30 protein-coding genes and 1 pseudogene are annotated in these 25,638 nt (G+C 33.0%); 26 read left to right on the plus strand and 5 right to left on the minus strand.

Annotated elements, in window-relative coordinates; genetic code table 11:
* The first annotated feature begins 535 nt into the window (after nucleotides 1-535).
* The 6 genes from B5P42_RS18310 (at nucleotide 536) to B5P42_RS18335 (ending at nucleotide 5,878) form a co-directional block, all read left to right on the plus strand.
* Nucleotides 536-1,396, plus strand: a complete 861-nt coding sequence (locus B5P42_RS18310) for a DegV family protein (protein WP_113734846.1) — start codon at nucleotides 536-538, stop codon at nucleotides 1,394-1,396.
* 286 nt (nucleotides 1,397-1,682) lie between these two features.
* Nucleotides 1,683-3,308, plus strand: a complete 1,626-nt coding sequence (locus B5P42_RS18315) for a M3 family metallopeptidase (RefSeq protein ID WP_113734847.1) — start codon at nucleotides 1,683-1,685, stop codon at nucleotides 3,306-3,308.
* Nucleotides 3,309-3,321: 13 nt separating this feature from the next.
* Nucleotides 3,322-4,023: a 5'-methylthioadenosine/adenosylhomocysteine nucleosidase gene (locus B5P42_RS18320; protein WP_113734848.1), complete on the plus strand. Its 702-nt coding sequence runs from the start codon at nucleotides 3,322-3,324 to the stop codon at nucleotides 4,021-4,023.
* A 29-nt stretch (nucleotides 4,024-4,052) separates the two neighbouring features.
* Complete coding sequence (locus B5P42_RS18325; RefSeq protein WP_113734849.1) at nucleotides 4,053-4,727, plus strand: HAD family hydrolase; 675 nt, start codon at nucleotides 4,053-4,055, stop codon at nucleotides 4,725-4,727.
* A 97-nt stretch (nucleotides 4,728-4,824) separates the two neighbouring features.
* Nucleotides 4,825-5,283, plus strand: a complete 459-nt coding sequence (locus tag B5P42_RS18330; protein WP_113735051.1) for a GNAT family N-acetyltransferase — start codon at nucleotides 4,825-4,827, stop codon at nucleotides 5,281-5,283.
* Nucleotides 5,284-5,380: 97 nt separating this feature from the next.
* Nucleotides 5,381-5,878 carry a DinB family protein gene (locus B5P42_RS18335; protein ID WP_113734850.1) on the plus strand — a complete coding sequence of 166 codons (498 nt, stop codon included), beginning with the start codon at nucleotides 5,381-5,383 and terminating at the stop codon, nucleotides 5,876-5,878.
* A gap of 44 nt (nucleotides 5,879-5,922) precedes the next feature.
* On the opposite strand, the gene B5P42_RS18340 is transcribed toward B5P42_RS18335, so the two are convergent.
* The gene (locus B5P42_RS18340; protein WP_113734851.1) at nucleotides 5,923-6,339 is read right to left on the minus strand and encodes a hypothetical protein; all 417 of its coding nucleotides are present in this window, start codon (nucleotides 6,337-6,339) and stop codon (nucleotides 5,923-5,925) included.
* A 121-nt stretch (nucleotides 6,340-6,460) separates the two neighbouring features.
* Between B5P42_RS18340 and B5P42_RS18345 the strand changes: the two genes are divergently transcribed.
* The 3 genes from B5P42_RS18345 to B5P42_RS18355 all read left to right on the plus strand — a co-directional run bounded on the left by B5P42_RS18345 (nucleotide 6,461) and on the right by B5P42_RS18355 (nucleotide 10,410).
* Nucleotides 6,461-7,108 carry a response regulator transcription factor gene (locus B5P42_RS18345; RefSeq protein ID WP_113734852.1) on the plus strand — a complete coding sequence of 216 codons (648 nt, stop codon included), beginning with the start codon at nucleotides 6,461-6,463 and terminating at the stop codon, nucleotides 7,106-7,108.
* Nucleotides 7,101-8,477 carry a sensor histidine kinase gene (locus B5P42_RS18350; protein WP_113734853.1) on the plus strand — a complete coding sequence of 459 codons (1,377 nt, stop codon included), beginning with the start codon at nucleotides 7,101-7,103 and terminating at the stop codon, nucleotides 8,475-8,477. The genes B5P42_RS18345 and B5P42_RS18350 overlap by 8 nt, the downstream gene beginning before the upstream one ends.
* 136 nt (nucleotides 8,478-8,613) lie before the next feature.
* Entirely contained in the window at nucleotides 8,614-10,410 is a 1,797-nt protein-coding gene (locus tag B5P42_RS18355; protein WP_113734854.1) for a Xaa-Pro dipeptidyl-peptidase, read from the plus strand.
* A 78-nt stretch (nucleotides 10,411-10,488) separates the two neighbouring features.
* On the opposite strand, the gene B5P42_RS18360 is transcribed toward B5P42_RS18355, so the two are convergent.
* Nucleotides 10,489-10,767, minus strand: a complete 279-nt coding sequence (locus B5P42_RS18360) for a hypothetical protein (RefSeq protein WP_113734855.1) — start codon at nucleotides 10,765-10,767, stop codon at nucleotides 10,489-10,491.
* Between the two features lie 203 nt (nucleotides 10,768-10,970).
* Between B5P42_RS18360 and B5P42_RS18365 the strand changes: the two genes are divergently transcribed.
* The 8 genes from B5P42_RS18365 to B5P42_RS18400 all read left to right on the plus strand — a co-directional run bounded on the left by B5P42_RS18365 (nucleotide 10,971) and on the right by B5P42_RS18400 (nucleotide 15,797).
* The gene (locus B5P42_RS18365; protein WP_113734856.1) at nucleotides 10,971-11,732 is read left to right on the plus strand and encodes a class I SAM-dependent methyltransferase; all 762 of its coding nucleotides are present in this window, start codon (nucleotides 10,971-10,973) and stop codon (nucleotides 11,730-11,732) included.
* A gap of 112 nt (nucleotides 11,733-11,844) precedes the next feature.
* Nucleotides 11,845-12,405 carry an AAA family ATPase gene (locus tag B5P42_RS18370; protein WP_044444592.1) on the plus strand — a complete coding sequence of 187 codons (561 nt, stop codon included), beginning with the start codon at nucleotides 11,845-11,847 and terminating at the stop codon, nucleotides 12,403-12,405.
* Nucleotides 12,406-12,548: 143 nt separating this feature from the next.
* Nucleotides 12,549-12,812, plus strand: a complete 264-nt coding sequence (locus B5P42_RS18375) for a hypothetical protein (RefSeq protein ID WP_113734857.1) — start codon at nucleotides 12,549-12,551, stop codon at nucleotides 12,810-12,812.
* 194 nt (nucleotides 12,813-13,006) lie between these two features.
* Nucleotides 13,007-13,222: a hypothetical protein gene (locus tag B5P42_RS18380; protein ID WP_113734858.1), complete on the plus strand. Its 216-nt coding sequence runs from the start codon at nucleotides 13,007-13,009 to the stop codon at nucleotides 13,220-13,222.
* A 209-nt stretch (nucleotides 13,223-13,431) separates the two neighbouring features.
* On the plus strand, nucleotides 13,432-13,932 hold the full coding sequence (locus B5P42_RS18385) for a transglycosylase SLT domain-containing protein (protein WP_113734859.1): 501 nt from the start codon (nucleotides 13,432-13,434) through the stop codon (nucleotides 13,930-13,932).
* A gap of 166 nt (nucleotides 13,933-14,098) precedes the next feature.
* On the plus strand, nucleotides 14,099-14,329 hold the full coding sequence (locus B5P42_RS18390; RefSeq protein ID WP_000789035.1) for a hypothetical protein: 231 nt from the start codon (nucleotides 14,099-14,101) through the stop codon (nucleotides 14,327-14,329).
* A gap of 383 nt (nucleotides 14,330-14,712) precedes the next feature.
* Nucleotides 14,713-15,204: an ankyrin repeat domain-containing protein gene (locus tag B5P42_RS18395; protein ID WP_113734860.1), complete on the plus strand. Its 492-nt coding sequence runs from the start codon at nucleotides 14,713-14,715 to the stop codon at nucleotides 15,202-15,204.
* Entirely contained in the window at nucleotides 15,201-15,797 is a 597-nt protein-coding gene (locus tag B5P42_RS18400) for a DJ-1/PfpI family protein (RefSeq protein WP_113734861.1), read from the plus strand. Before B5P42_RS18395 ends, B5P42_RS18400 begins: the two co-directional genes overlap by 4 nt.
* A 48-nt stretch (nucleotides 15,798-15,845) precedes the next feature.
* Here the strand turns inward: B5P42_RS18400 and B5P42_RS18405 are convergent, their stop codons facing one another.
* Complete coding sequence (locus B5P42_RS18405; protein ID WP_002127781.1) at nucleotides 15,846-16,772, minus strand: aldo/keto reductase; 927 nt, start codon at nucleotides 16,770-16,772, stop codon at nucleotides 15,846-15,848.
* 288 nt (nucleotides 16,773-17,060) lie between these two features.
* On the opposite strand from B5P42_RS18405, the gene B5P42_RS18410 reads away from it, so the two are divergent.
* From B5P42_RS18410 to dltD, 8 genes and pseudogenes are all read left to right on the plus strand, one after another.
* The gene (locus tag B5P42_RS18410) at nucleotides 17,061-17,417 is read left to right on the plus strand and encodes an FtsB family cell division protein (protein ID WP_002085024.1); all 357 of its coding nucleotides are present in this window, start codon (nucleotides 17,061-17,063) and stop codon (nucleotides 17,415-17,417) included.
* Nucleotides 17,356-17,632, plus strand: a pseudogene (locus B5P42_RS33415) (hypothetical protein). Before B5P42_RS18410 ends, B5P42_RS33415 begins: the two are co-directional and overlap by 62 nt.
* An 88-nt stretch (nucleotides 17,633-17,720) precedes the next feature.
* Nucleotides 17,721-18,047 carry a DUF3870 domain-containing protein gene (locus B5P42_RS18415; RefSeq protein WP_002012954.1) on the plus strand — a complete coding sequence of 109 codons (327 nt, stop codon included), beginning with the start codon at nucleotides 17,721-17,723 and terminating at the stop codon, nucleotides 18,045-18,047.
* A 104-nt stretch (nucleotides 18,048-18,151) separates the two neighbouring features.
* Nucleotides 18,152-19,213: a dipeptide epimerase gene (locus B5P42_RS18420; RefSeq protein WP_181458810.1), complete on the plus strand. Its 1,062-nt coding sequence runs from the start codon at nucleotides 18,152-18,154 to the stop codon at nucleotides 19,211-19,213.
* 39 nt (nucleotides 19,214-19,252) lie between these two features.
* The gene (locus B5P42_RS18425) at nucleotides 19,253-20,254 is read left to right on the plus strand and encodes a C40 family peptidase (protein ID WP_113734863.1); all 1,002 of its coding nucleotides are present in this window, start codon (nucleotides 19,253-19,255) and stop codon (nucleotides 20,252-20,254) included.
* A 20-nt stretch (nucleotides 20,255-20,274) separates the two neighbouring features.
* Nucleotides 20,275-21,897, plus strand: coding sequence for a peptide ABC transporter substrate-binding protein (locus tag B5P42_RS18430; protein WP_113734864.1), 1,623 nt, complete (start codon nucleotides 20,275-20,277; stop codon nucleotides 21,895-21,897).
* A gap of 113 nt (nucleotides 21,898-22,010) precedes the next feature.
* Nucleotides 22,011-22,553 carry a GNAT family N-acetyltransferase gene (locus B5P42_RS18435; protein WP_113734865.1) on the plus strand — a complete coding sequence of 181 codons (543 nt, stop codon included), beginning with the start codon at nucleotides 22,011-22,013 and terminating at the stop codon, nucleotides 22,551-22,553.
* A 269-nt stretch (nucleotides 22,554-22,822) separates the two neighbouring features.
* Complete coding sequence (gene dltD / locus B5P42_RS18440) at nucleotides 22,823-24,004, plus strand: D-alanyl-lipoteichoic acid biosynthesis protein DltD (RefSeq protein WP_113734866.1); 1,182 nt, start codon at nucleotides 22,823-22,825, stop codon at nucleotides 24,002-24,004.
* Nucleotides 24,005-24,045: 41 nt separating this feature from the next.
* Here dltD and B5P42_RS18445 read toward each other — a convergent pair whose 3' ends face one another.
* Complete coding sequence (locus B5P42_RS18445; RefSeq protein ID WP_002032598.1) at nucleotides 24,046-24,270, minus strand: hypothetical protein; 225 nt, start codon at nucleotides 24,268-24,270, stop codon at nucleotides 24,046-24,048.
* Between the two features lie 150 nt (nucleotides 24,271-24,420).
* On the opposite strand from B5P42_RS18445, the gene B5P42_RS18450 reads away from it, so the two are divergent.
* Nucleotides 24,421-24,921 carry a DinB family protein gene (locus B5P42_RS18450; protein ID WP_113734867.1) on the plus strand — a complete coding sequence of 167 codons (501 nt, stop codon included), beginning with the start codon at nucleotides 24,421-24,423 and terminating at the stop codon, nucleotides 24,919-24,921.
* A gap of 26 nt (nucleotides 24,922-24,947) precedes the next feature.
* On the opposite strand, the gene uptA is transcribed toward B5P42_RS18450, so the two are convergent.
* Nucleotides 24,948-25,553 carry an undecaprenyl phosphate transporter UptA gene (gene uptA, locus B5P42_RS18455; protein ID WP_113734868.1) on the minus strand — a complete coding sequence of 202 codons (606 nt, stop codon included), beginning with the start codon at nucleotides 25,551-25,553 and terminating at the stop codon, nucleotides 24,948-24,950.
* Nucleotides 25,554-25,638: the final 85 nt, after the last annotated feature.

Consider the following 25,638-nt stretch of genomic DNA (forward strand, 5'->3'; position numbering starts at 1 on the left):
ATGTTCAAATCCTTCTCCAAATTTTATTAGCTTTACTAGTAAAATTAAATATTCTATAAAATATTTAACCTGTTTTTTATATATGCTGCTTCTTAGTGATAAATATTCACTGTTTTAATTCTAGTACAGGCTATAAATATTAATCATAACTGGACTAATATTTAACATTGCCTAAATAATAATGTAAACAAACAATGTGATGGAAAATAAAGTTTGGTTATTTTTTTAAAAATTTAAAAGCCGTTTCCTTTATTGGATTGGGCTTTTAAATTTTAAATAGTATAAATTTGAAAAGAATATATTGAATTAAAAAATAAAATATATAAATGCAAAATAATCATAAAATCATTTGTGTTATAGAAAGAATAATAAATAGTTAAAATAGAATGATTTTTAGTAAAGGTTCAAGTTTTGAAGAATAGTGCATACAATATAAAGTGTTTTCCTTTCTTCATTTAAGTTTTACGTATATAATTTAAAAGTACTATTTTTATTTTATTTTTTTATATATTTATAACAGAATAGAGGTTTAAAAATGAGTGTTAAAATCATTACGGATAGTGCGGCGGATTTACCGGTAGAATTGCTGCAGGCATATGATATTGATTTAATTCCACTCCGTGTATATGATGAAGCAGAAACAGAGTATTTAGATGGGGTTACATTAAAATCAGTTACTTTATTGCAAAAAATGAGAGAAGGCGCTGTTTATAGAACGTCATTGCCTTCACTTGAAACTTTCCAAGAAAAATTTGTTTCTTATGCAAAAGAAGGTAATCCTTGTATATATTTAGCTTTCTCATCTGAACTGTCTGGTACATATCAATCGTCAGTTCTCATTAAAGAAGAAGTGAAAGAAACATACACTGATTTAGATTTAGAAATTATTGATACAAAATGTGCCTCACTCGGTCAAGGTATTGTCGTATTAGAAGCTGCAAAAATGGCAAAAGAGGGCGCATCAAAAGAAGAAATATTAAACCGTGTCGCTTTTCTAATGAACCATATGGAACATATCTTCACTGTAGCTGACTTGCAGTACCTAGTGAGAGGTGGGCGTTTAAGTAAAGTAGCTGGTTTTATCGGTGGTTTATTAAACATTAAGCCGATCTTAAATGTGGATGAAGGAAAACTTGTACCACTTGAAAAGGTAAGAGGGAAAAAGAAAGTATTAAGCCGAATTGTTGATATTATGGAAGAGCGCGGGAAAGACCTTAAAGGTCAAACAATCGGTATGACTCACGGTGATGATTTAGAAACTGCCGAAGCATTAAAAGCATTAATTACTGAAAGATTCGGCTGTGAAGTATTTATCGTAAATACAATTGGAGCAGCAATCGGAGCGCATACCGGACCAGGTGCGTTAACGTTGTTCTTCTTAAATGAAGTAGAGTAAAGGATTGATCTTTTGATCAATCCTTTTTTTATTCTATTATAATTGTTTTTTGCGAATGAAAAATATGTAAATTTATATTAGTTAGTAACCTATACGAACCTAGAAATTCCCTAGAAGAAGTAGTAATACTTACAACTTATATAAATAGGAGGAAATAGAAAATTGAAATATCAAATTACATTCATATAAGTTTGAATATTTCAAGATATTAAAATTTAGATAGTTAATATATAATAGTGAAGAGAGTGGTTTTTTGTAACTATTTGTAAAAAAAGGGGGGTGCAAAATGAATAAAATAATACAAGCCCAATCTCAATCTCAATGGGATTTGGACAGGCTATATCCTCAAGAACAAAACTTCAAGTTTTCTATAGAAACGATAGAAAGATTAAAAATTGAATATAAAACAAAAAAAGATACAGTAACTCTTTCACAACTTATTCAAGCTATCGAAAAGGCGGAATATTATTTGTATTGCCGTTCTACTGAAGAGGATGCACAACCTGAAAATGCTTTACTAAGTGTAAAAATAAATCAATTAAAGAAAGAAGTTCAGCTATTAATAGAAGCTAGTAAGCAACAAGATATTAATACTAATAATTTAAGTATTAAACTAATAGAAAATGAACTTAAAGCTTGGGAAGATATGTACATACAATTACGGAATAAATTAGAAATAACACATGATAAAGAGACTTTATCTTTTGGACAAGCGAATTATGTTGCGATGAATAGTGATGATCATAATGAAAGGTTAAAAGTATTCGATTCTCTTACAAATGCTTTGAATAAGGAAAAAGAAATCTTTGCTACTGTATTGAATCAAATAGGAAGATTACGTAACACAAAGAGTAATGAATTAGAAAGGAGAGCAGTTTTAACTCAATCCCTTCAAATGAATGGCATTTCAGAAGTTGTATTATCACAAATGTGGGATGCAACGGGATCTAAACTTGATAAGCTAGTAAGTGCTTTAAACGCGTATAAAAAAGGTAATGATTCAATTACATGGCATGAAATCATGACATTAAAAGAAAGTAATGAGACCGTTATTCCTTTTTCAGTAGGAGTACAAAACATATATGATGCATTTGAAAATATAGATGAAGAATTGGCAAAGTTCGCGCGGAATGCGATAGCGAATGGCTGGGTAGATGCTGAACCGAGAGATAATAAACCGCCGGGTGGATTTTGTGCTCCTTTTTTCAGTGAAAAAGAATCCCGTATTTCAATGCGTTATGATGGAACAATTGATAGTGTAAGAGTACTTGCTCATGAATTAGGACATGCTTGGCATTTTTATGTTATGAGTTTGGAACAATCTACTTCATTTTTAGATAATTATCTGCCAATGAGTACAGCAGAATCAGCGTCTATTTTCTTTGAGATGGTGCTTGTAGATCACTTAATAAAAACAGCAGAATGTACAGAGATGAAAAAGTCATTGCTTAGCTGGAAAATTAGAAATAGCTTTAATTATGTTATGGCAATTCGTGCATCGTTTCAGTTTGAGAAGAAGTTTTATGAAGAATGCAAGGAAGGTCCTTTAAGTGCTGATGAAATTGAGAAATTATCTATAGCCGCGCAAGAAAAGGCATACGGGAATGCACTAACAGAATATCAGCCGTTTGTTTGGATGAAATACGTTCAGTTTTATATAGAAGACGTTCCTTTTTACAATTATCCATACACATTTGGGTATTTAGCGAGTTTTAGTTTAATTGAAATAGCAAAGGAAAATAAAAATGCATTTCATTTGAGGTATAAAGAGTTTTTACGAGAAACAGGAAAGACCCCAGTTGAAGAATTGATGAAAAAACATTTTGATATTGATCTAACAGAGTATGAATTTTGGAATAAGGCTTTTATGCAAATTCATAAAGATATTGATGAATATTTGCAAATTAATTAAGGGGACTACATATATGAACAGAATCGGTATTATCGGAGCAATGCAAATTGAAATAGACTTACTTTTAGAAAAACTACATATAAAAGAGGAACATACTATTGCGGGAATACCTTTTTATAAAGGAAACTTCATGGATACAGAAATTATTATTACGCGATGTGGTGTAGGAAAGGTAAATGCCGCCGCATGTACACAAATTTTAATTAATAAATTTGATGTGAATTCTATCATTAATACAGGTGTTGCGGGTGGATTACATCCGGATGTGAAAATTGGCGATCTAGTTATTTCTACAAATGTTACGCATCATGATGTTAATAAAAATCAAATGAAGAATCTATTTCCGTTTCAAGAAGCGTTTCATGCAAGCGAGGGATTAAGAGATTTAGCCCGAAAAGCTGTTAATAGTAGTAGTTTAAATATTACTGTTCATGAAGGAAGAATCGTCAGCGGAGAATGCTTCGTCGAGGATTCAAAATTAAAGGAGCAATTAGTCACTGAATATGCACCTCATTGTACAGAAATGGAAGGAGCAGCAATTGGACATGTTGCTTATATAAATGACATACCGTTTCTCGTTTTGAGATGTATTTCTGACAGTGCAGATGATTTAGCGCAAGTTTCATATGATGATTTCGCGAAAACCGCAGCGAATTATTGTTCAGAAATTATTGTGGAGATGCTTAAAAATATTTCGAGTAAAGCTGTATTGTAGTTCATAAGTAAAGAATGGGAGAGAATATCATGTTACAAGCACTAATTTTCGATATGGATGGAACTTTATTTCAAACAGATAAAATTTTAGAGTTATCACTAGATGATACATTTGATCATTTACGGTCACTACAATTATGGGATACGATAACGCCAATTGATAAATATCGTGAAATTATGGGTGTACCTTTACCTAAAGTTTGGGAAGCTTTATTACCTAATCACTCTAATGAAGTAAGGGAACAAACAGATGCATATTTTTTAGAAAGACTAATTGAAAATATAAAGAGCGGAAATGGTACTTTATATCCGAATGTAAAGGAAGTTTTTAGTTTTATAAAAGAAAATAATTGTTCCATTTACATTGCTAGTAATGGTTTAACGGAATATTTACAGGCAATCGTATCTTATTATGATTTAGACCAATGGGTTACGGAAACATTCAGTATTGAACAAATACACTCGCTAAATAAAGGTGACTTAGTTAAAGGTATTTTGAAGAAGTATGATATAAAAGAGGCAGCGGTAGTTGGGGATCGTTTATCGGATATTAATGCGGCAAAAGATAATGGTTTAATTGCGATTGGATGTAATTTTGATTTTGCACAAGAAGATGAGCTTGCTCATGCTGATTTAGTAATTGATGATTTAATGGAACTGAAGGGGATATTACCAGAATTGAAGAATACGTACATAACAAAATGAATAAGTTCACATTCAAATGAATGCTCAGGATAATATATTCTTGGGCATTTTTATTTTTCAAAAAGATACATTTGGATAGAGAAAGTGGGAGATTAAGCTGGAAGATATACAAATAAAACAAATTGGAGATCCGCTAAAATATGAGGTCAATCACCTTGTCCAGGAAAGTAAAGAAGAAGGATTTAACTTCTTAATAAAACTAATAAATGAATATGAAAGTAAAAGAAATACATTTAGTAAAACAGGTGAATGTTTATATGGAATCTTTCGAGGGGATACGTTAATTGGAATCGGGGGATTAAATCAAGATCCGTATACGAAAGATAATAAGATTGGCCGATTAAGAAGGTTTTACATTGCAAAAGATTACCGGCGGAAAGGATTAGGAAGGTTACTGTTAGGGAGAATCTTAAGCGATGCAAAAATCTATTTTACTATTGTTGTCTTATATACAGATACAGAACAGGGGGATCAATTTTATACTTCGAGTGGATTTGCGAAAGGGAAAATGTATGTAGGAACAAGCCATTATCTAAACTTAGATAAAAGGATATAGTGAATTATTATTTGACCCCGAAGGGAACGTTTGTTCTGCATTATGCAGATTTATGGTATAATTTATTTGAATCTACTATTAGAATGGGGATTAGATGATGGGAGAAAATAAAATTATTAATGATTTTAAAGATTATTCAATATGGATAACCACATTGAAAGGTATGAATGACGAATTGTGGACAGCGCCAATATCAGAGGGGAAATGGGCTATTGGTGAGATTGTATCTCATATTATGAATTGGGATGACTATCTTTTACATGAGACATTATCATCAGTGAGAGATGGACAGGGAATGGAGTTCCCTGACTTTGATACATATAATAAACAAGCCTCTAATTATGCAAAATCAGGTATATCTAAGATAAAACTTCTTGAAGAAGCACAAGCTAAAAGAGATTTACTTGTTCAAGAGCTTAACCGACTGTCTATTGGAAAGCTAAAGGAACATTTAACTGCCAATGGAGTATCATATTGTCCTCATACTGGAATGCCGTACTCTCTAATATATATTATTAAAGAATTCGTAGATCACGATAACCATCACAAAAGGCAGATTATTAATTTTTTAAATGAAAATCAAGTTGTTAACTGATAAAGAAAGATCCCGCGAATGATACTTGCGGGATCTTTAATTAATTATAATTTAACATTCATTTGTTTCAATAAAGCTTTCGGATCACCTTTTACATAATAAAAATGTGGATTATTCTCATCATCGTAAAGCATAATGTAAGGTTTTTCGTTAAGTGGGAGAAGGATGAGTACTTCATCAATTGTTGTATGTAACCATTGATTTGTAATAGGAACAGGTTTCGATAATGGGATTTTTATCATATGTCCATCTTTCGGAACGACGTTTAAGTTTTTGAACGGGCCAGTAATGGATTTAGCATATTGAACAGCTTCTTTTTGAATAGCTGGATCTAAAGATTGTTTTTGAACGACCATTTCTTTTTTACAATCAAATACTTCAATTTGTTTATTTGTATTTGCGAACGCATTTGTTGATAATAAAAAGAAGAGAAGAGTAATGACTCCTATTTTTTTGAACATGAAACAACACCTCACACTTACTATACCCTCAAACGTTGTAAATATTTTTATGTCACATTGATGTAACAAAGAAGTTGTATGATAAAATTGATATTTGTTTATAAGTAACGGAGGAATTGTAATGAAAGTATTAATTGCGGATGATGAACAAGATATGCTGAAAATTTTAAAAGCGTATTTTGAAAAAGAAGGCTTCGAAGTTTTATTAGCAAAGGATGGAGAGGAAGCACTTCAAATATTTTATGATGAGAAAATTGACTTAGCTATTTTAGACTGGATGATGCCGAAAAGTAGTGGTATTACTGTCTGTCAGGAAATAAAAAAGAATTCGAGTGTAAAAGTATTAATGCTTACTGCGAAAAGTGAAAGTGAAGATGAATTAGCAGCTCTTCAAAGTGGGGCAGATGAGTATGTGAAAAAACCATTTCACCCAGGAGTGCTAATTACGCGAGCGAAAAAGCTTGTACAGCATGAAGATGTTATTCAAGTTCAAGATTTTAAAATAGATTTCACTAAAAATAAAGTATATAAAAACGAGAAAGAATTAGATATTACAAAGACAGAATTACAATTAATAAAATGTTTTTTAAATCATAAAGGCACGATTTTAACGCGGAAAAAGTTGTTAGATATCGTTTGGGGATTTGATTATTTTGGGGAAGAGCGAACGGTTGATACGCATGTAAGAAGGTTGCGTAAAAAAATAGGAGAAAATATTATAAAGACACATCGCGGTTTAGGATACAGTTTGGAGGAAGAGTGTGAATAAACTCGGTAAAAAGTTATTTTTCAGCATCTCTTTAACAGTCATCCTTATTTTTTCCATCTCTTTATTATTAATTAACTATTTTTTACCAAAATATAATGTGCACAAAACACGCGAAAGCTTAGAAGGCATTACAGCGCAAATCCAGTCAATACCGCGTAAAGAACTGGATGATGCTATAAATTATATTGAAAATGAAGGTAATGTTACGATTGCGTACACATCAATAAATAGTTCAGAAGATGCTATTAATGAAGAATTACGCATGCAACTTACAAAAAAGAGAGTTGCATTGAATAAACTTTGGATTACAAAAGAAGAAATTACGAAAGTGAAGAACCTCGGACAATCGAATAAAATATATGATCAAGAAAAGATAAAATCTAGTTTTTTTGCGAAATACATTGCGAAAGATGATATGTTGATTTTAGTAGGAGTTTCTATCGCACATTCAAATGAAGTAATTAAAACGCTTAACTCATTTTATTTATACATTTTGGGATTCTCACTATTTCTTATTATCGTGCTCGTCTGGATTTTTTCAAAAACAATCACTACACCACTGAATGAATTGAGTGATGTCGCAGAAGATATTTCACGTCTGAAATTTAAACGGACGAAAGTTAAAACGAATGATGAAATAGGTGATTTAGCAAATAGTATAAACATTATGAGTGATAAATTACATGAAGCACATCAAGATTTAACAGATCGAAATGACCACTTAAAACGATTTATGGGCGATGTAACTCATGAATTAAAAACACCAATCGCATTAGTAAAAGCATATTCTATGGGAATAAAAGACGGTTTAGATGATGGCACATATGTTGATACAATCATTAAACAAACAGATCAAATTTCAAATTTAATTGAAGAGTTATTGCGATTTTCTAAACTAGAAAGAGATATTTTACAAAAAGAAGAATTCCCTATTGAACCACTAGTACAAAGTATAATAGATAAGCATAAGATTGAACTGGAGTCGAAAGAACTCAAGTTGCAAGTGAACTATAGTGTTGGTGACACGATTGTTTATGCTGATTTAAATAAAATGAGAATGGTCTTTCAAAATTTAATTTCTAATGCGATAAAATATACAACGAATCAAAATATAAAAATCATATTAGAAGAGAAAAATGGCATTGTGTATTTTCAAATTCAAAATGGTATTGCTGCTGAGGGAATTAAAGAGATAGATAAAATTTGGGAGCCTTTTTACGTATTAGAGTCTTCTCGCAGTAAAGAAAAATCAGGTACTGGATTAGGATTAGCGATTGTAAAAAGTATATTAGAAAGACATGGTTTTGAATACGGAGTTTCGGCAGAAGATGGAGAAATACAATTTTATATGTATATAGATAGGAACTAATTGTTATTAGTTCCTTTTCTATTATCTTGAAAGATTCGAATGTTTTACAAATTTCTCAACTTTCTACGAAATATAAACTGAATTTTCTGCATTTTTAATGTATAGTAAAAGAAGGAATATATGGGGAGGGAAGGGCATGAAGAAAAAGAAAATAGCAATTACACTATCGACTATATTATCTTTAACCATTACTTCAGGAGTTTCTAGTATGACTGCACATGCAGAAAAAAATGAAGGGAGCTCCGTAAAAGACAAAAATGTTATGTTAAATGGTCAAATTTCAGAGGGTTTAATGTCAAATACGAAAATTGAATTAGAAAATGGGATGACGAAGCCAATCTATTCACTTGATGAAGCCATCGTAGAAAATCTATTTGTAGAGACAGAAGTTGATAGTGATCGTGATGGTAAAAAAGATCGTGTATCAGTAAAGGTTATGCGTCCAAAGACGAACTCAGATGTGAAAGTCCCCGTTATTTATGAAATGAGTCCATATCGATCAGGATTAAAAGATGTTCCTGTTTATAATGTTGATGAAGAATTGTATGCGTATGAAGGAAAACCGTATGGGGCAGTTAATCTTGGGTCGTATGGTAATTATTATGTTCCGAGAGGATATGCAGTTATTTTAGGCGAAAGTATCGGAACTGGAAAATCAGATGGATGTCCGACAACTGGAGATGAACAAGAAATACTAGGGACGAAGTCTGTCATTGATTGGGTCAATGGGCGTGCGAAAGCATATACAGAGGATGGTAAGGAAGTAAATGCAAATTGGTCTTCGGGAAATGTAGGAATGACAGGAGTTTCTTACAATGGTACGTTACCGAATGCTGTCGCAACGACAGGAGTGGAAGGGTTAAAAACAATTATTCCAATCGCAGCGATTAGTAGCTGGTATGATTATTATCGTGCAAATGGGGCGGTTATTGCGCCAGGTGGATATCAGGGAGAAGATACAGATAATATGGCAGAAGCAGTACTAACAAGAAAGAACCCTGAAGTTTGCGGGCAAATTATTAAAGAACTAACAGCTGGACAAGATCGTAAAACAGGCGATTATAACGATTTTTGGGATAAACGTAACTATGTAAAAGATGTTAAGAATGTGAAGGCTAGTGTGTTTGTTGTTCACGGTTTAAATGATTGGAATGTAAAAACGAAGCAGTTCGCACAGTGGTGGGAAGCTCTTGGCAAAAATAATGTTCCTCGTAAAATGTGGTTGCATCAAGGTGGACATGGCGGAACATCAAGTAATAACTGGCAACAAACGCAAAATAAATGGTTCGATTATTGGTTATATGGAATTGAAAATGGAATTATGACTGAACCGATGGTAGATGTACAACGTGAAAATAAATCGTGGCAAAAAATAAAAAATTGGCCAGATCCAGCAGCTGTACCATCAAAAGTCCGTATGTATTTAAGTAATAAAGCAGTCAATCTACCATTAAGTATGGGATCAGTAAACAATGTTTTCTCATTAGTAGATGATGCTAAAATAAAGTCAAATCAACTAGTAGAAAACCCTGAGTTAGAAATAGCGAATCGATTAGTATATACAATGCCTGTACTGCAAAAAGATATGCGAATAAGTGGTACGCCTAAAATTTCAATAACAGGAAATATTGATCGATCTGTTTCAAATTTAACAGCTTTACTCGTTGATTATGGCGGAGCGAGGCCTGAAATTGTAACGAGAGGTTGGATGGATCCGCAAAACTTAAATAGTATAGAAAATTCAACAGCGATTCAACCTGGTAAAGATTACACATTTACATGGGACATGCAGCCAGATGATTACGTATTTAAAGCAGGGCATCAAATGGGAATCGTTTTAATCGCAAGTGATTACGATTATACAATTAGACCGAAAGCAGGAACGAAGCTAACTGTGAAATTGAGTGAAGTGACATTGCCGATTGTGAAATAAATAGTTTTTGATAAAGAGCTTACTATAGTAAGCTCTTTAAATTTTGAAATAGAAATGCCTACAAACATAGGGAGTGTATTATGCATTTCTATTGGTAGATATAATAATGTTTACAACAAATAAAAAAATTGCATTAATGATTAAAAGGCCACTAAAGGTAAAAGCGGCAAAATCTCCAGCTAATCCATCTCCTACTTTTTCTCCAATTACGTGCATAGTGGCAAAGAAAACAATGGGGGAAGAAAGAATGAAAATACCACTGGCTATTTTCCATATTCGTTTATACTGCTTTGCTATAAAGAAAATTAGAACATTAATAGCGATAAGAAGAAAAAGAAATCCAATTAATGAATTCATCATATCCTCCTTTCAGTATAAGTCTGAATTTTGGTTTCTATATGTTCATTTTGAAGGGAATATTATACAATATGATTATATTCTATGGAAAGCGAGTGATATATTATGACAGTCAGCTCTTTCGAATTCTCATTAAAATTTGAGGTACGGAAAGATTAAGTAAATTAGAATCTTCCGTACACATAAAACGGAGGAGAAAATAAATGTTTAGTTTTTATAGTACACTTTGTACAGAACTATATGATTTTACAAAACCTGTCGGTTATTCTTTAAATGGTGATATTGAGTATTACCAAGAACGTTTAAATAATTGTGGGGGAAGAATTCTCGAAGCGGCAGTAGGATCAGGGCGTGTCATTATTCCACTTCTTGAAGTTGGATTTAAAGTTGATGGGATAGATTATTCACCTGAAATGCTAGATTCTTGCCGTAAGCGTTGTAAAGAGAGAGGCTTAAACCCTAATTTATACCAAGGAAGCTTACAACAATTTTCATTACCATATAAATATGAGGCGATAATAATTCCTACCGGATCCTTTTGTTTAATTGAAAATCGTGATGATTCTATAAACGCCTTGAAATGTTTTTATGAACATCTTAATCTAGGTGGTCGTTTAATTGTAGATCTTGCGCTTCCATATGACTGGAAGACGGGTGAGATTCATACATCGACTTTTTCCTTGCCAAGCGGGGACGGAATTACATTAGAAAATAAATCAATTGAAATAGATTGGCTTAACCAAGTAACTGTATCATATTTAAAATATGAAAAATGGAGTAAAGGACAGTTAGTACAAACTGAACTACAACGTTTTGCAATGCGGTGGTATGGAATAGAAGAGTTTAAACTCCTTTTAGAAAGTATAGGTTTCACTGACATTACTTGCTCTGCTGACTATGTTTATGAAAAGCAACCGTCAAATGCAGAACAAATTATTACTTTTGAAGCTGTACGAAAGGAATAATATAGGAATTATTCATGAAAATAAGGCAATCGACACAACATCGACTGCCTTATTTTCAATGTTAGGATATGTTTTATTTCATTGTTTATAGAGGAAAATCGGAGGAAAACAAATGAAATTCATCTTAATATTTGGCCCGCAAGCAGTCGGGAAAATGACAGTCGGACAAGAATTAGCGAAACTAACAGATTTGAAAATTTTTCATAATCACATGACCATTGATTTAGTAAGTCCATTTTTTGATTACAGTACAAAGGAAGCAAAAAGATTAGTAAGTTTGTTTCGTAATGAAATATTTGAAGAAGTGTCTAAAAGTGATTTATACGGAATGATTTTTACATATGTATGGGCATTTGACCTTCAATCGGATTGGGAGTACATAAACCATGTAGTAAGTATTTTTGAATCAAAAGGCGCAGCAGTATATTTTGTAGAGCTCGAGGCAGAATTAGATGAAAGATTAGAGCGGAATAAAAGTCCACATAGACTAGAGCATAAACCGAAAAAAAGAGACATTGAATGGTCTGAAAAAAATTTAAAAGAAACGATGAAAAAACATAGATTAAATTCATTTCATGATGAAATTGAAAAAGAAGAGTACATAAAAATTAATAATACTCATTTGAGTGCTAAAGAAGTAGCTGTAATGATTAAGGAAAAATTCCGATTGTAAAATACTTAAATACTGTTACGTTTTCATTGCCCAAGCATTCTCCTACTAACTACATATACTATTTATATTAAGGACGGTCACTAATTTATTGAGAAACCGTCATTTATATATAAATGACAACTTTGGAAGGAGGTAAGAAAAAATTGGAAAATGAACAGCCAGGAAGAATTGAAAATCAAGTGTATTCTAATCGAGTCGTAAGATCAGAATTTGATAAGCATTGGGAAACTTGTATTTCAAAAAGTGGTTATGTAATCTATGTAGCGACAAGTGATCATGCTGAAGTAATAGTTTTACTTTCAGATGGTTCAAGTAAATTATTAATCTTCGAAAAAGGCGGTAAAGTAATAGTAGGTGGTGGTGGAACAAGCCATTATAGTAAACCGCATATTGCAAAAAACATTTAATGTAAAAATGATAATCGAGAAGACGCTGGTAACCTTATAGTCTTTAATTTGTATATAGAGATGTTAATCATAAAGTAAGTTTTCGTTTTAGATTCTGGCGTTTTTTGTAACAAAAATAAGATAAAAAAGATCTTTAACGTATAAAGGTCTTTTTTGTTTTATTCACAAATAAAATTAATGGAGGTGAGCTAATAATGAAAAATAGTGGAGTAACCTATGTTCTTTCGGGAATTCTCCTATTCGGTCTTACATATATAACTTCCGCAATTTACGCGGGTTCATTAGAAATGTGGGATAGACCAAGCGGAAAATTCTTTACTGCATTTTATGAAATCCAAGGTACAATTTTATCAGTAATTTCAATTTGTTTTATTATAGTAGGGATATACTGTATACATAAAAAAGTGTAGTGAAAAACAATCAGCCTTTCATGTACTATACATGAAAGGCTGATTGTTTTTATGTGTTGAAGGAGTCTTTTAGAAGAATTGTAGTTTTTAGATTGATAGTTAAAACTGTAACAGTTTATGTATAATTAATATCATTTTGTCAAATGAATGTCACATAAAAGTCTTATAGTGTATATAGAAAGTGAAACATATACAAAGCAGGAGATGAAATGATGAAAAAGGCACTACAATATATATTCATATTATTTACGTTAGTTACTTTAAGTTATGTAATTTATATTAACTATGAAAAGCAGAAAGAGATTAAAAATAATAAACAAGTAATTAGTGAAGTTGCAAAGAGGTATGGTATTCCAGAGTGGATACCATTATCTATTGCTGATCATGAAACAAAATTTGATCGAAAAGCGATAGGGGATAACGGAACATCTTTCGGATTATTCCAATTACATCGTGGTGGATTAGCACCAGCGCAATTATCGGAAGAGAGTTTAGTGGATTCGCGTATAAATACAACGATAGCAATTTCAAGTATGGTCAAATCGTATGAACGTGGTGTGAAAAAAGGACTGCAGGATTGGGAGTTGCTTAAATATGTTGCTAATACATCAGGGTGGCCAGGAAACTTAGGGGGAGAATGGACAGATAATAATACGACATATAATAAAGGGCTAGAACAATCATATCAATTATATAAAAAAGAGAAGTAGATATAAAAAGGCATTTTCAATTTGGGGAAATGTCTTTTTTATGTTATAGTATAAAAGTGTTTGGACGTTATGTTATTTCGATATATCTTCAAATTTGTTATGTAGTATTTTTATATTAAATAACTACTAAAATCATTTTTTTATATAAGGAGTAAGAAGTAGGGATATGAAAAATATAGATTTTATACTAGAAAGTGATGAAACATTAAAACCGTCAGAACGATTAGTACTATTATTATTAGAGAAGCATAGAATGTTATATACGAACGATCTATTAGCTCTTTCAAATTTATCATATAAAACATTAACAGATTCACTAACAGCACTCGTTTTAAAGTCTTATGTTTTAAAGGATACAGGTAAGGGAAGAAGGCAGAATTGTTATAGATTAGTATGATAAGAGTACTGCTATAGATTCTTGCTATATATGTGTTTTTCAAATGTAAGGATAAATTTCATTTTTATTTTCAAATGATAAAAAACTATTAATTTAAGTAAATAGCCGGTTTTGATATGTAAAGAGTGCATGGCTGCTAAATATATAATTTCATTTCATTTTTATTAATGTTTATTAGTTGTAAGTGAAAATGATATTTTTTAAATAATTATAAAAATGAAATTCAAAAACAATCTACTCATTAGAGTGGATTGTTTTTTTATTAGGATAACGAATTATAAAAATAATATTATTATGTAAACTTAATTATTTAGAAAGGAACATGTGATTATTAATGGAATTTATTAAGGGGTACTTAATATTTGTATACATGGAGGTTCATTATGGAACAAATCATATCAATATCACAAGCAGTCATAAGAGGGGAAAAAGAAAAGGTAGTAGAAATCATTAATACGGATCCAAGTGTTGTTAACGAATTTAGTGAAGATGGCTGGACACCGCTTCATTTAGCAGCTTATTTTGGACAGAAAGAATTAGCAAGCTTCCTTTTAGAACAGGGTGCAGATATACATATTAGAGCAAAAAACGAAAATGAAAATACACCTCTTCAAGCAGCAATTGCGAATAAGCAAAGTGAGCTTGTAGCTTTCTTAATTGAAAAGGGATCAGATGTGAATGCTGTGCAAAGTGGTGGCTGGACAGGACTTCATGAAGCAGCGTTATTAGGAAATGAAGAAATCATTATATTACTTCTTGAAAATGGTGCTAATAAAATGATTAAGAAAAATGATGGGAAAACGGCATATGATATTGCTTTAGAAAAAGGGCATGAATCCCTATTACATCATTTGCAAGAGGAAGTGAGCTTATGATTAGCCACTGGAATGTAGGGATTTTTCTTTTTAATGAAGTGGAAGTGTTAGATTTTGCGGGTCCATTTGAAGTTTTTTCCGTTACAGCAACAAGTGAAGGTCAACCATTTACAGTTCATACTGTTAGTCAAGATGGAGAAATGATTACAGCGAGAAATGGATTAAAGGTACAACCGGACTATAGTATCGAAAACTTGCCTCCAGTTGATATTTTAATTATTCCTGGTGGGTTAGGTGCTAGAGAAAACGAAATGAAAAATGAAATAATAACAAATTGGATCCGCGAGCAAATGAAAGAAGTAAAGTTAATGACTTCTGTTTGTACCGGTGCGCTTTTACTTGCGAAAGCTGGATTACTCGATGGCTTCAAAGCGACAACACATTGGGCAAGTATTGAAAGTTTTAGAAATGATTTTCCGAATGTGGAAGTATTAGAAAATGTAAAGTTTGTAGATGAGGGGCATATTATTACGTCTGGTGGAATTTCAGCCGGAATTAATATGTCATTTCATATTGTGAAAAATTTGTTGGGTGCTCGGGTTGCTGAAGAAACAGCGAAGAGAATGGAATATGATATAGATTTAAAATATTAAAAGTAAAACAAGACGAGCAGTTGGATATTTCCAGCTGCTCGTCTTGTTTTATATTGACTGAATATGCGCTAATTCCTCATCTGTAAGAATCGGACGGATAGACGAGTCTGCATTTTCTTTCGCTTGTTTTTCTGTTTTTGCGCCAGGAATTGCGACCGATACCGCTGGATGAGTGAGGACATAACGAAGTGCAAGTTGCCCTAAGGTTTGATTTTCATTTGAGAGTAATCGTAGTTTCTCTACTTTTTGTAAATCTTCTTGAAACCACTTTTCTTTTGGCCATTCTTTGCGTAAATCTCCGTCAAGAAAAGTTGTTTTATTTGTAAATTTTCCAGTTAATATCCCCATTTTTAAAGGGCCGCGTATAACAGCTCCTAAATTGTTCTCCTGTAGGTAGGGCAGTATGTCGTTTTCTGGTTTTCGGTTTAATATGTTGTAATCAAGTTGCACAACATCAATTTCATTGTTTTTATTGAAGTGTTTTATATATTGTATGTCGTGAGTTGAAACACCAACAGCTCTTACTTTTCCGTCCCGTTTTAATATTTCAAATGCTCGTAAAAATGCTTCTGTTTCTTCTTGTTTATCCCACCAAATGTGACAGAAATAAACATCAATATAATCTGTTTCTAGGCGCAGTAAGCTAGTTTCAAATACTGCGATCACTTTTTCTGCAGTATTATAAACAGGCTCTCCACTTGGATCATAGTGATGCCCAATTAAACCGCCTTTCGTTGATAAAACGATATTATTACGGTGCTCTCTTATCGCTTGAGTTACTAACCTTTCACTATGTCCTAATCCGTATACATCAGCAGTATCAATAAAGTTTACGCCACATTCAATTGCTTTCTTCATAGCGGTTATAGATTGTTTGTCGTTAACAGGACCCCATTCATCGCCGCCAATCGCCCACGCTCCAAAGCCAATTTCAGAAACAGTAATTCCAGTTTTACCTAATGTACGGTAGTGCATCATTTTTCCTCCTTGTAAGCATGTTATAACATCGGTATGCAAAACTAGAATTTATATGTGTAAAAATGTTTTCTACAATTGGGGAAAAAGAATAACATAAACTACTATTTTATAGCAGCATAAATAAAAATTCTCATTTTAAATACAGAGATGTCGTCGAACGCTATCTCTAATTGGTTAATTTGTGAGATTTTTTTGTGAAGGAGGTTATTTTATAAGAATAGAATTTAAGTTAGTAAGAGATCGTGCCTATGGTAGTGAGAAAATATGGGTTAGGGGGATTTGAAAATGAGGAAACTCAAAAGAGTCAATGTTCCTAATATACCAGAGCAACTATCACAGCCTAACGACAAGCGAACTATAAATAAGAAGAAGTTAAGGCGTTTTATTTTCATGTTCATTTTTATTGCTGCTACTACTTTGTACGTTCAATATATTTTAACGAAACAACAAGAAGTAATTAATGGCAAAAAAAATACAATAACAAATCAAAAAAAACAATTAGTTTCTTTAAAGAAAGATCAAGGTTCTTTAAAGACTAACATTGAGAATTTAACCGATAATGAAGAAGAGATTTTAAAGTTTGCTAGAAAAGAGTATCAATTTTCTAAGTCAAACGAAACAATATTCGTATTGCCAAAGTGAAGTGGTGGAACAGTTAGCGATAGCTAACTGTTTTTTGATGTATGAGGGAAAAAGTTGTTTGTAGTGTGAATGTCATGGTACAAGGAGCAATGACATATTGTAAAAATGAGAAGTTTGAGCCAATTTTAATTGTTTCAAGAGATTTTTATAATTATGGAATATATGTCAAAATAAATATTGTTAAAATTCTGTCAATTGTATATAATACAAGGTAAGCGGATACATTTTTTAATCAACGTTGAGTTAACAGCTTATACGTCTGTTAAGAAAACCGTTATCCTCGTATAAGAAAGGAAGATAGCTGTGTACGCTTCAAATACAATTTACGTCGTAGGGGATGCGAAAGCACCTCAAAATAATCCCATTACCGAAAAGTTCAAAAGTTATTTTGTAGCATTTGTACTTGAGAAGGATACAGGGGAAATTGTAGATGCAGATTGCTCAGCCACAATTGCATTAACATCTCAATTTGTTAAATATTTGTTTCTACATAAAAATATTAATGACCCAGCATTAGTAACAGAAATAAAAAATCGATACTTCGGTTCATCTCAAAAGGCGCTACTTGTAGCGCTAAAGGATGCACAGAAAAAATATAATCAGATTGCTGCTTTGTCTACCCATTCATAGACAAAATCCAGCCGTAAGAATCTTCTTATGGCTGGATTTTTTTGTTTCGCATTAACGGAAAAGCCACCCGGATATTTAAGTATCACTCTATAAACAATGAAAGGATGAACAAAATGAAAATTACCGATGTGAAGGTAAACCGCCGACATGTAAAGCTTCATACACCGTTTAAAACTGCGCTTCGCACTGTAACGGAAATCGAAAGTATAGATGTGTTTATTCATACGGATGAAGGAATTGTAGGAAAAGGAGCTGCTGCAGCAACACCGGTTATTACAGGTGATTTTGCCAACGGGATTGAGGAAGCAATATTAGGGCCAATTCGCTCCGTATTAGTTGATAAAGATGTGCTGCAATTTCAAACGTTATTGTTACACATTCAAATGAGCTGTATAGGAAATACAAGTGCGAAAGCGGCGGTAGATATGGCTTTATACGATGTATATTGTCGATTTCACAACATACCGTTATACGCATTACTGGGTGGGAAGAAAGAGATTCATACTGATATTACAGTAAGTGTGGATGAGCCTTTATTAATGGCAAAAGAAGCGAAAAAGCATATCGAAAAGGGATTCCAAACATTAAAAATTAAGGTGGGTAAAGAGGCACATTTAGATTTAGAACGCATAGAGGCAATTCGAAATGTAGTACCAAAGAATACGACGTTACGTTTAGATGCAAATCAAGGATGGAAACCGAAAGAAGCGGTTTCTATTATTAGAGAAATGGAGAATAGAAATTTAAATATAGAATTTGTAGAACAACCAGTTCATGCAAAAGATTGGGAAGGATTAAAGTACGTGAAGGACAATGTACAAACGCCTATTATGGCAGATGAAAGTATGTTTTCGGCAAGCGATGCATTAAAGATTGTCCAAGGAGGATATGCAGACCTACTTAATATTAAATTAATGAAATGCGGCGGCATACGAGAAGCATGGAAAATTGCAGATATTGCGGAAGTAGCAGGTGTGAAATGTATGGTTGGAAGTATGATGGAACCTTCACTTTCAGTTAGCGCTGTTGCCCATTTAGCTGCGGCACATCCGAATATTCATTACTTTGATCTTGATGCACCGTTATGGTTAGTAGAAGAGCCAGAAGGGATGACTTACACTGGTCCAAAGGTAAACCTGCATTCTATAGTGAATATACAATCTTAGAAGTAGTACCTAGTAAACTATCTTATAAGGGGGATATATATGAAAAAAGTAGGAACTGCATTTTTAACAACTTTATTTATATTTTCATCGTTTACTTCGGTGAATGCTGAAGAGAAGAAGGATAGTAAAGCATTTATAGATGTATCTGCTGCAACGTTATGGACTGCACCAGATTCATTACGACCAATTGATGCACCGAGTGCGACAAATCCAGTTGATTTATGGAAGTGGACGAAATCAATGACGCTAGATGAGAAGCTTTGGTTAACGAGTGCAAATAAATTAGAAACGCAAGCGCTACTCGGTCAAGAAGTAACAGTAATTGATAAAAAAGGTGATTGGGTAAAAGTACTAGTGCACGGACAGCCAACGCCGCGAAATGAAGAAGGGTATCCAGGGTGGATGCCTGAAAAACAATTAACGTATAATCAGGAATTTGCAGATAAAACAAACGAACCTTTCGTATTAATAACGAAACCGACAGCAATTGTATATATTAACCCTTCTGAAAAACATAAATCGCTAGAAGTCAGTTATAATACGCGTTTACCGCTATTAAGTGAAGATACGATCTCATACCGCGTATTGTTGCCAAATGGTCAGAAGGCGTGGCTACGGAAAAATGATGGAACTGTTTACCATTCTCAAAATGATATTCCGACTCCAACCGCTGATGACTTAATAAACACCGGAAAAATGTTTTTAGGATTACCGTATATATGGGCTGGTACAAGTGGTTTTGGATTTGATTGCTCTGGATTTACACATACGATTTATAAATCACATGGCATTACAATACCGAGGGATTCTGGGCCACAATCAAAAGCAGGAATTGCGGTTGATAAAGAAAACCTACAAAAGGGCGATTTAATATTCTTTGCACATAATCAAGGAAAAGGTAGTGTTCATCACGTTGCCATGTATATTGGTGATGGAAATATGATTCACTCTCCAAAGGCTGAAAGATCGGTAGAAATTATACCGCTAAATACACCAGGATATATAGAAGAATACGCCGGTGCTCGTCGTTACTTACCTTAAAAAAGATAGGGGGGCTTTATATGAAAAAGGTTGTTCGCTACTCATTAGTTAGTACTCTACTTGTATCTTCATTTTTAGTAGGCTGTGCTAAAGAAAAAACAGCTACAAAGCCGAAAGATGAGAAGAAAGTATTACAACTACTAGAAACGGGTGAAATTCCATCATTAAATTCAGGGAAAGTAACAGATGCGGTATCATTTAACGTTTTGAATAACGTAATGGAAGGGTTATTCCGTTTATCGAAAAATGATGAAGTGATTCAAGCGGGAGCACAAAAATATGAAGTGAGTAAAGATGGTAAGACATATACATTCCACTTACGTGATGCGAAATGGTCTAACGGAGATTCAGTAACAGCTCATGATTACGTATATGCTTGGAAGCAACTTATAAATCCAGATACAGCCTCTCAATATGCATATATCGCGTACGATGTGAAAAATGCGGAGAAGATAAATAAGAAACAATTAGGCTTAGAAGAATTAGGTGTGAAAGCAAAGGATGATAAAACGTTCGTTGTAGAGCTGGAACATCCTGTACCGTATTTTACGAAGCTACTCATTTTACCATCTTTCTATCCAATTAATGAAAAATATGCGAAGGAGCAAGGTGATAAATACGGGTTAGAGGCAAATAAAGCGATATATAATGGGCCGTTTACATTATCAGAGTGGAAGCACGAAGCGAGCTTTACAATGAAGAAAAACGATAAATATTGGGATAAAAAAGAAGTGAAATTAGATGAAGTAAACTACCAAATTGTTAAAGAAATTTCAACTTCGGTAAATTTATATGAGACAGATAAAGTAGATAGAGCTGTCATTTCAACAGAATTCGTAGATAAATATAAAAACAATAAAGAGCTAAAACAATATACAGATCCGGTTATGTACTTCTTCCGTTTTAATGAAAATGTACCGATTCTTAAAAATAAAAATGCAAGGCTTGCGCTAAGTACAGTGTTTGATAAGAAAGGGCTTGCGACTTCATTTTTAAATGACGGATCAGTTGCTGCGAATTATTACGTACCAAAAGGATTTTTAAAAGGCCCAGATAAGAAAGATTTTAGAAGTACGGCAGGTGAGTTTAATAAGACTGATGTAAAACAAGCGAAAGAATATTGGGAAAAGGCGAAGCAAGAGACAGGCACAAATGAAGTGACGTTAGAACTATTAAACTATGACTTAGAAAACTTTAAAAAAGTAGGCGAATATGTTAAAGAGCAGCTTGAGAAAAACTTACCAGGGCTAAAAGTAAATGTGAAATTACAACCACATACTCAAAAACTAGCGTTAGAGAAGAAAAAAGAATACGAAATGTCGTTATCACGTTGGTTACCTGATTATCCAGATCCAATGACATACTTAGAAATTTTCCTTTCGGGAAGTACCGTAAATAATACCGGATATACAAATCCAGAGTATGACGCGTTAATTAAGAAGATTAAAACAGAATTAGGTAATGATGAAAAAGCTCGTTGGAAGGCATTGCAAGATGCTGAAAAAGTACTCCTTGATGATGCAGTAATCGCACCAGTATTCCAGCGCGGTCTATCTTACTTACAAAAACCGTACGTAAAAGATTTATATGTTCACCAATTTGGTCCAGCAACAAGTTTGAAATGGGCGGACGTACAAAAGTAAAGAAAGAGAAAAAACAGACTTCACGTATGTGATAGTCTGTTTTTTCTTAGTTAAAGCCAATGATAGTTCATGGTATAATTTAGTAGTCTATAAACAGTATTAGGAGGGGCACTATGTCTGTATTTGTAAAGGGGAAAGTAATACATACGAAAAGATTGGTGATGAGAAAACCGAATATAGAAGATGTTGATCAATTGTATAACATATTAAAAAAAGAAGCGGTTGGTCAATGGCTTGCTAAATCAAGAGGTATGTCAATAAATGAAACTAAAGATTATATGAGTCAACTTATATTGCATTGGGAACAGTATGATTTTGGTGTATGGCTGTTATTCAAAAATGAAACAGGCCAGCTATTAGGACATTGTGGTTTAAGAAAGGTAAATGAAACAGGGGAAACAGAAATTATGTATCTCCTTGATCCAGAGTATTGGAGGAATGGATATGCATCAGAAGCAGCAGAAGCAGCAGAAGCTTCCATTCAATATGCAACAGAGACGATGAATTTAAAAAGAATAATTGCTAGGGTTAAAGTAGCTAATGAGAATTCGAAAAAACTTTTACGAAAGCTAGGCTTTACATATACTCAAGATGTTGATCATGGTGGGCGTTTATTATCATATTTTGAACTTAATACATCATCGGATGAATTATAGACATTTTATGTGTTTTTTCACTGCTTAAAAATAAAATTATTACTAAAATTCCAGTGTGAAATTTATGTAGAATCTTGTATAATTAACATGTTTCTTTGGAAACACTTTCGTGCTCTATAAGTATATAACTTAATAGTCCAAAGAAAGGGAATACATACATGTAAATAATAGATAAATAGAATGGAACATGTATAGAGAAAAAGGAGAGAAATGATGACGTGTCAAAAACAAGGGTTACAATTTAATAGTACTAGAAAGAGGAATAGCAGATGAAGATGAAGCATGCTTTTGGCCCTATTATTTTAGCGTGTCTACTCTTTTTCATTGTACTGCTTATCCCATCTAAAAGTTTAATATCACTTATTAGCGATAAGAAAGTTGAAGATGCGGCAACTTCCTTGCAAAAAGAGAAATTACAAAGTGTTTTTTTACAGCAAAAAATGTTAGAGAATTCGCAGTATTTACCGATGTATGGTTCATCAGAATTTTTACGAATGGATGCATATCATCCGTCTAATTATTTTAAAGTAAATCCGGCAGGCTTTACTCCATTTTTAATAGGGACTGGTGGTACGCAAAGCTTGGCTCATATTTTAAATATGACGTCTACAATGGATGAATTAGAAGGTAAAAAGGTAGTCTTTGTTCTTTCACCACAATGGTTTACAAAAACCGGTGTATCACAAGGGGATTTTACAAATAATTTCTCTAAACAACAAGCCTATCACTTTATTTTTAATGACGAAATAAATCCTGAAATGAAGAAAAAAATCGCGAAGCGTTTATTAGATTACAAAGTTGTTCGTAAAGATGCGATATTAAGTAGTTCGCTAGAAAGTATTGTATATAACGATACAAAACATAACATAAAAGGTGGATTAGCTAAACCGCTAGCGTATATGTATCGGAACATTTTAGATCATCGAGATTTATTTAACTCTCTATTTAAGATCGAACCGATGAAAGAGAAAACGAATATGGGATTACGTTCGCTTTCTTGGGAAGATGCACGTAAACATGCGGAGCAAGAAGGTAAAGTGGGATCCACAACAAATACATTCGGAATTGAAAATCCGTATTACTATAAACATAATTTAAAGAAAAAATTAAAAGGTTTAAAAAACTTTAGAGCAAATGAATCGTATGATGATTCACCAGAATATGATGACTTACAAATTGTTTTAGATCTTTTCAAAGAAAAAAATATAAAACCACTCTTTATTTCTGTGCCTGTAAACGGACCGTGGTATGATTACGCTGGTTTCCCGAAAGAACGTCGTGATGTGTATTATAATAAGGTTCGCGAGCAAGTCGAGAAAGCGGGATACCCAGTAGTCGATTTTTCTAGCCATGAATATGATAAGTATTTCTTAAAAGATACGATTCATTTAGGCTGGAAAGGCTGGATTTATTTTGATGAAGCAGTGCAGAAGTTTTACTCTGAGAAATAACAACTTAGAAACAGGAATGGCAATTAAGCCGTTCCTGTTTTTTAGTATAAAGGATTTTGGTGTGGGCAATTTGGAAAGGCGTGTATATCTTGAATTTGTCTAAAATCATAATGTTTCATGGCGAACTGAGCTTGGTAAAGGTATTCATAAACAAATAATTGATTATTTTGTACGCCACATAAAACGCCGGAAGTTCCTTGCCCATTAATAAGAGAAACACCAACAGGGCGTCCGATTAAGTATGGTACTTTTTGCTGCCAATGCATAGGGGGATTACTCCTTTTTGAGTTACTATACGTATTTTATGGCGGAATTGTTGCTTATCCATGTAAATCTTAGACTGGAGGGTTTTAATATAATAGCTAGAAGTTATTAATATGAATGAATAGTTAGTGTGGAAGAGGAAGGAATAAATTATGGAGAAGGAATGTATTCTAGAAGAAAAGTTAAGTTTAATAGAATGGTGTCAAACATTGAAGTGTATAACTAGTGATGTATGGTTTGAACCTTTTAGAGAAGGTTCATGGGGAATTGCGGATGTGATTTCACATTTAGTCGTTTGGGATGAGTTTTTAATGAAGTTTAGAATTCCATACTTTATAAGTGGACAATCAGTACCCAATGTTCCAACAGGTGTTGAGGAAATGAATGAGGGTGCAATAAAATATGCGAGATCCGGTATTTCAAAAGAAGAACTAATAGATCAGTTTATATCCACCCGTAAACAATTAGTTGATCAAATGAATCAAATTCCTGCCCAGAATTTTAAAGATGATTACCAATTCGGCACGAAAAGAGTGAGATTAAACAATTATTTTTCATCACTCATTCAACATGATTTAAAACATAAAGAAGAAATTATACAATTTATAAAAGATAATCAAGTTAATAATAAAAACCGCTATAATTTCGATTGAATTAATAGCGGTTTTTATTTAGAAATTTAAGCGAGTTTTTTACGTTTTTTTGACCATTTTTTTATCATGAAATATAAAATAATAAGAACAACCCCGCCAACAGCGAACGATTTCACATATGGTCCAGCAACGTCATTTATATTACCCCAGTTTTCTCCAAGTTTTTCACCTAAATAAATGAAAATGATAGACCAAGGAATAATCGCAAGTCCTGTTAAAGTAATGAAGCGTGAAATTGGCATTTTTGTAATCCCGGCAGGAATTGAAATCGCATGGCGAACAACAGGAATAAAACGTGCAGTGAAAATTACGCCAGTTCCGTAACGATTAAACCAATCTTCAGCAGCATCCATTTGTTTTTTATGTATGAAAATATACTTACCGTAACGTTCTAATACAGGGCGACCACCATATCGACCAATCCAGTAAACAAAGATTTGGGCAATAACACCACCAATTGTACCGAATATAACTGCGCCTACAAATGAGATACTACCATTGAATACTAAGTATCCGGCATAAGCAAGGACAATCTCACTTGGAATAATTTCAATCATAAGTCCGAGCATAATGCCCCAATAACCTAATCCTTCAAAAAATGTTAATACTGAGTGAATAAAACTACTTAACATTGTTGCACCTTCTAATTTATGAATTTTGAATATAAGCCCCTTTATTTAACAACATAAAAGGTTCACTATATGTAGATTATACCTT

The sequence above is a fragment of the Bacillus sp. SRB_331 genome (assembly GCF_003264175.1).
GTDB lineage: Bacteria > Bacillota > Bacilli > Bacillales > Bacillaceae_G > Bacillus_A > Bacillus_A mycoides.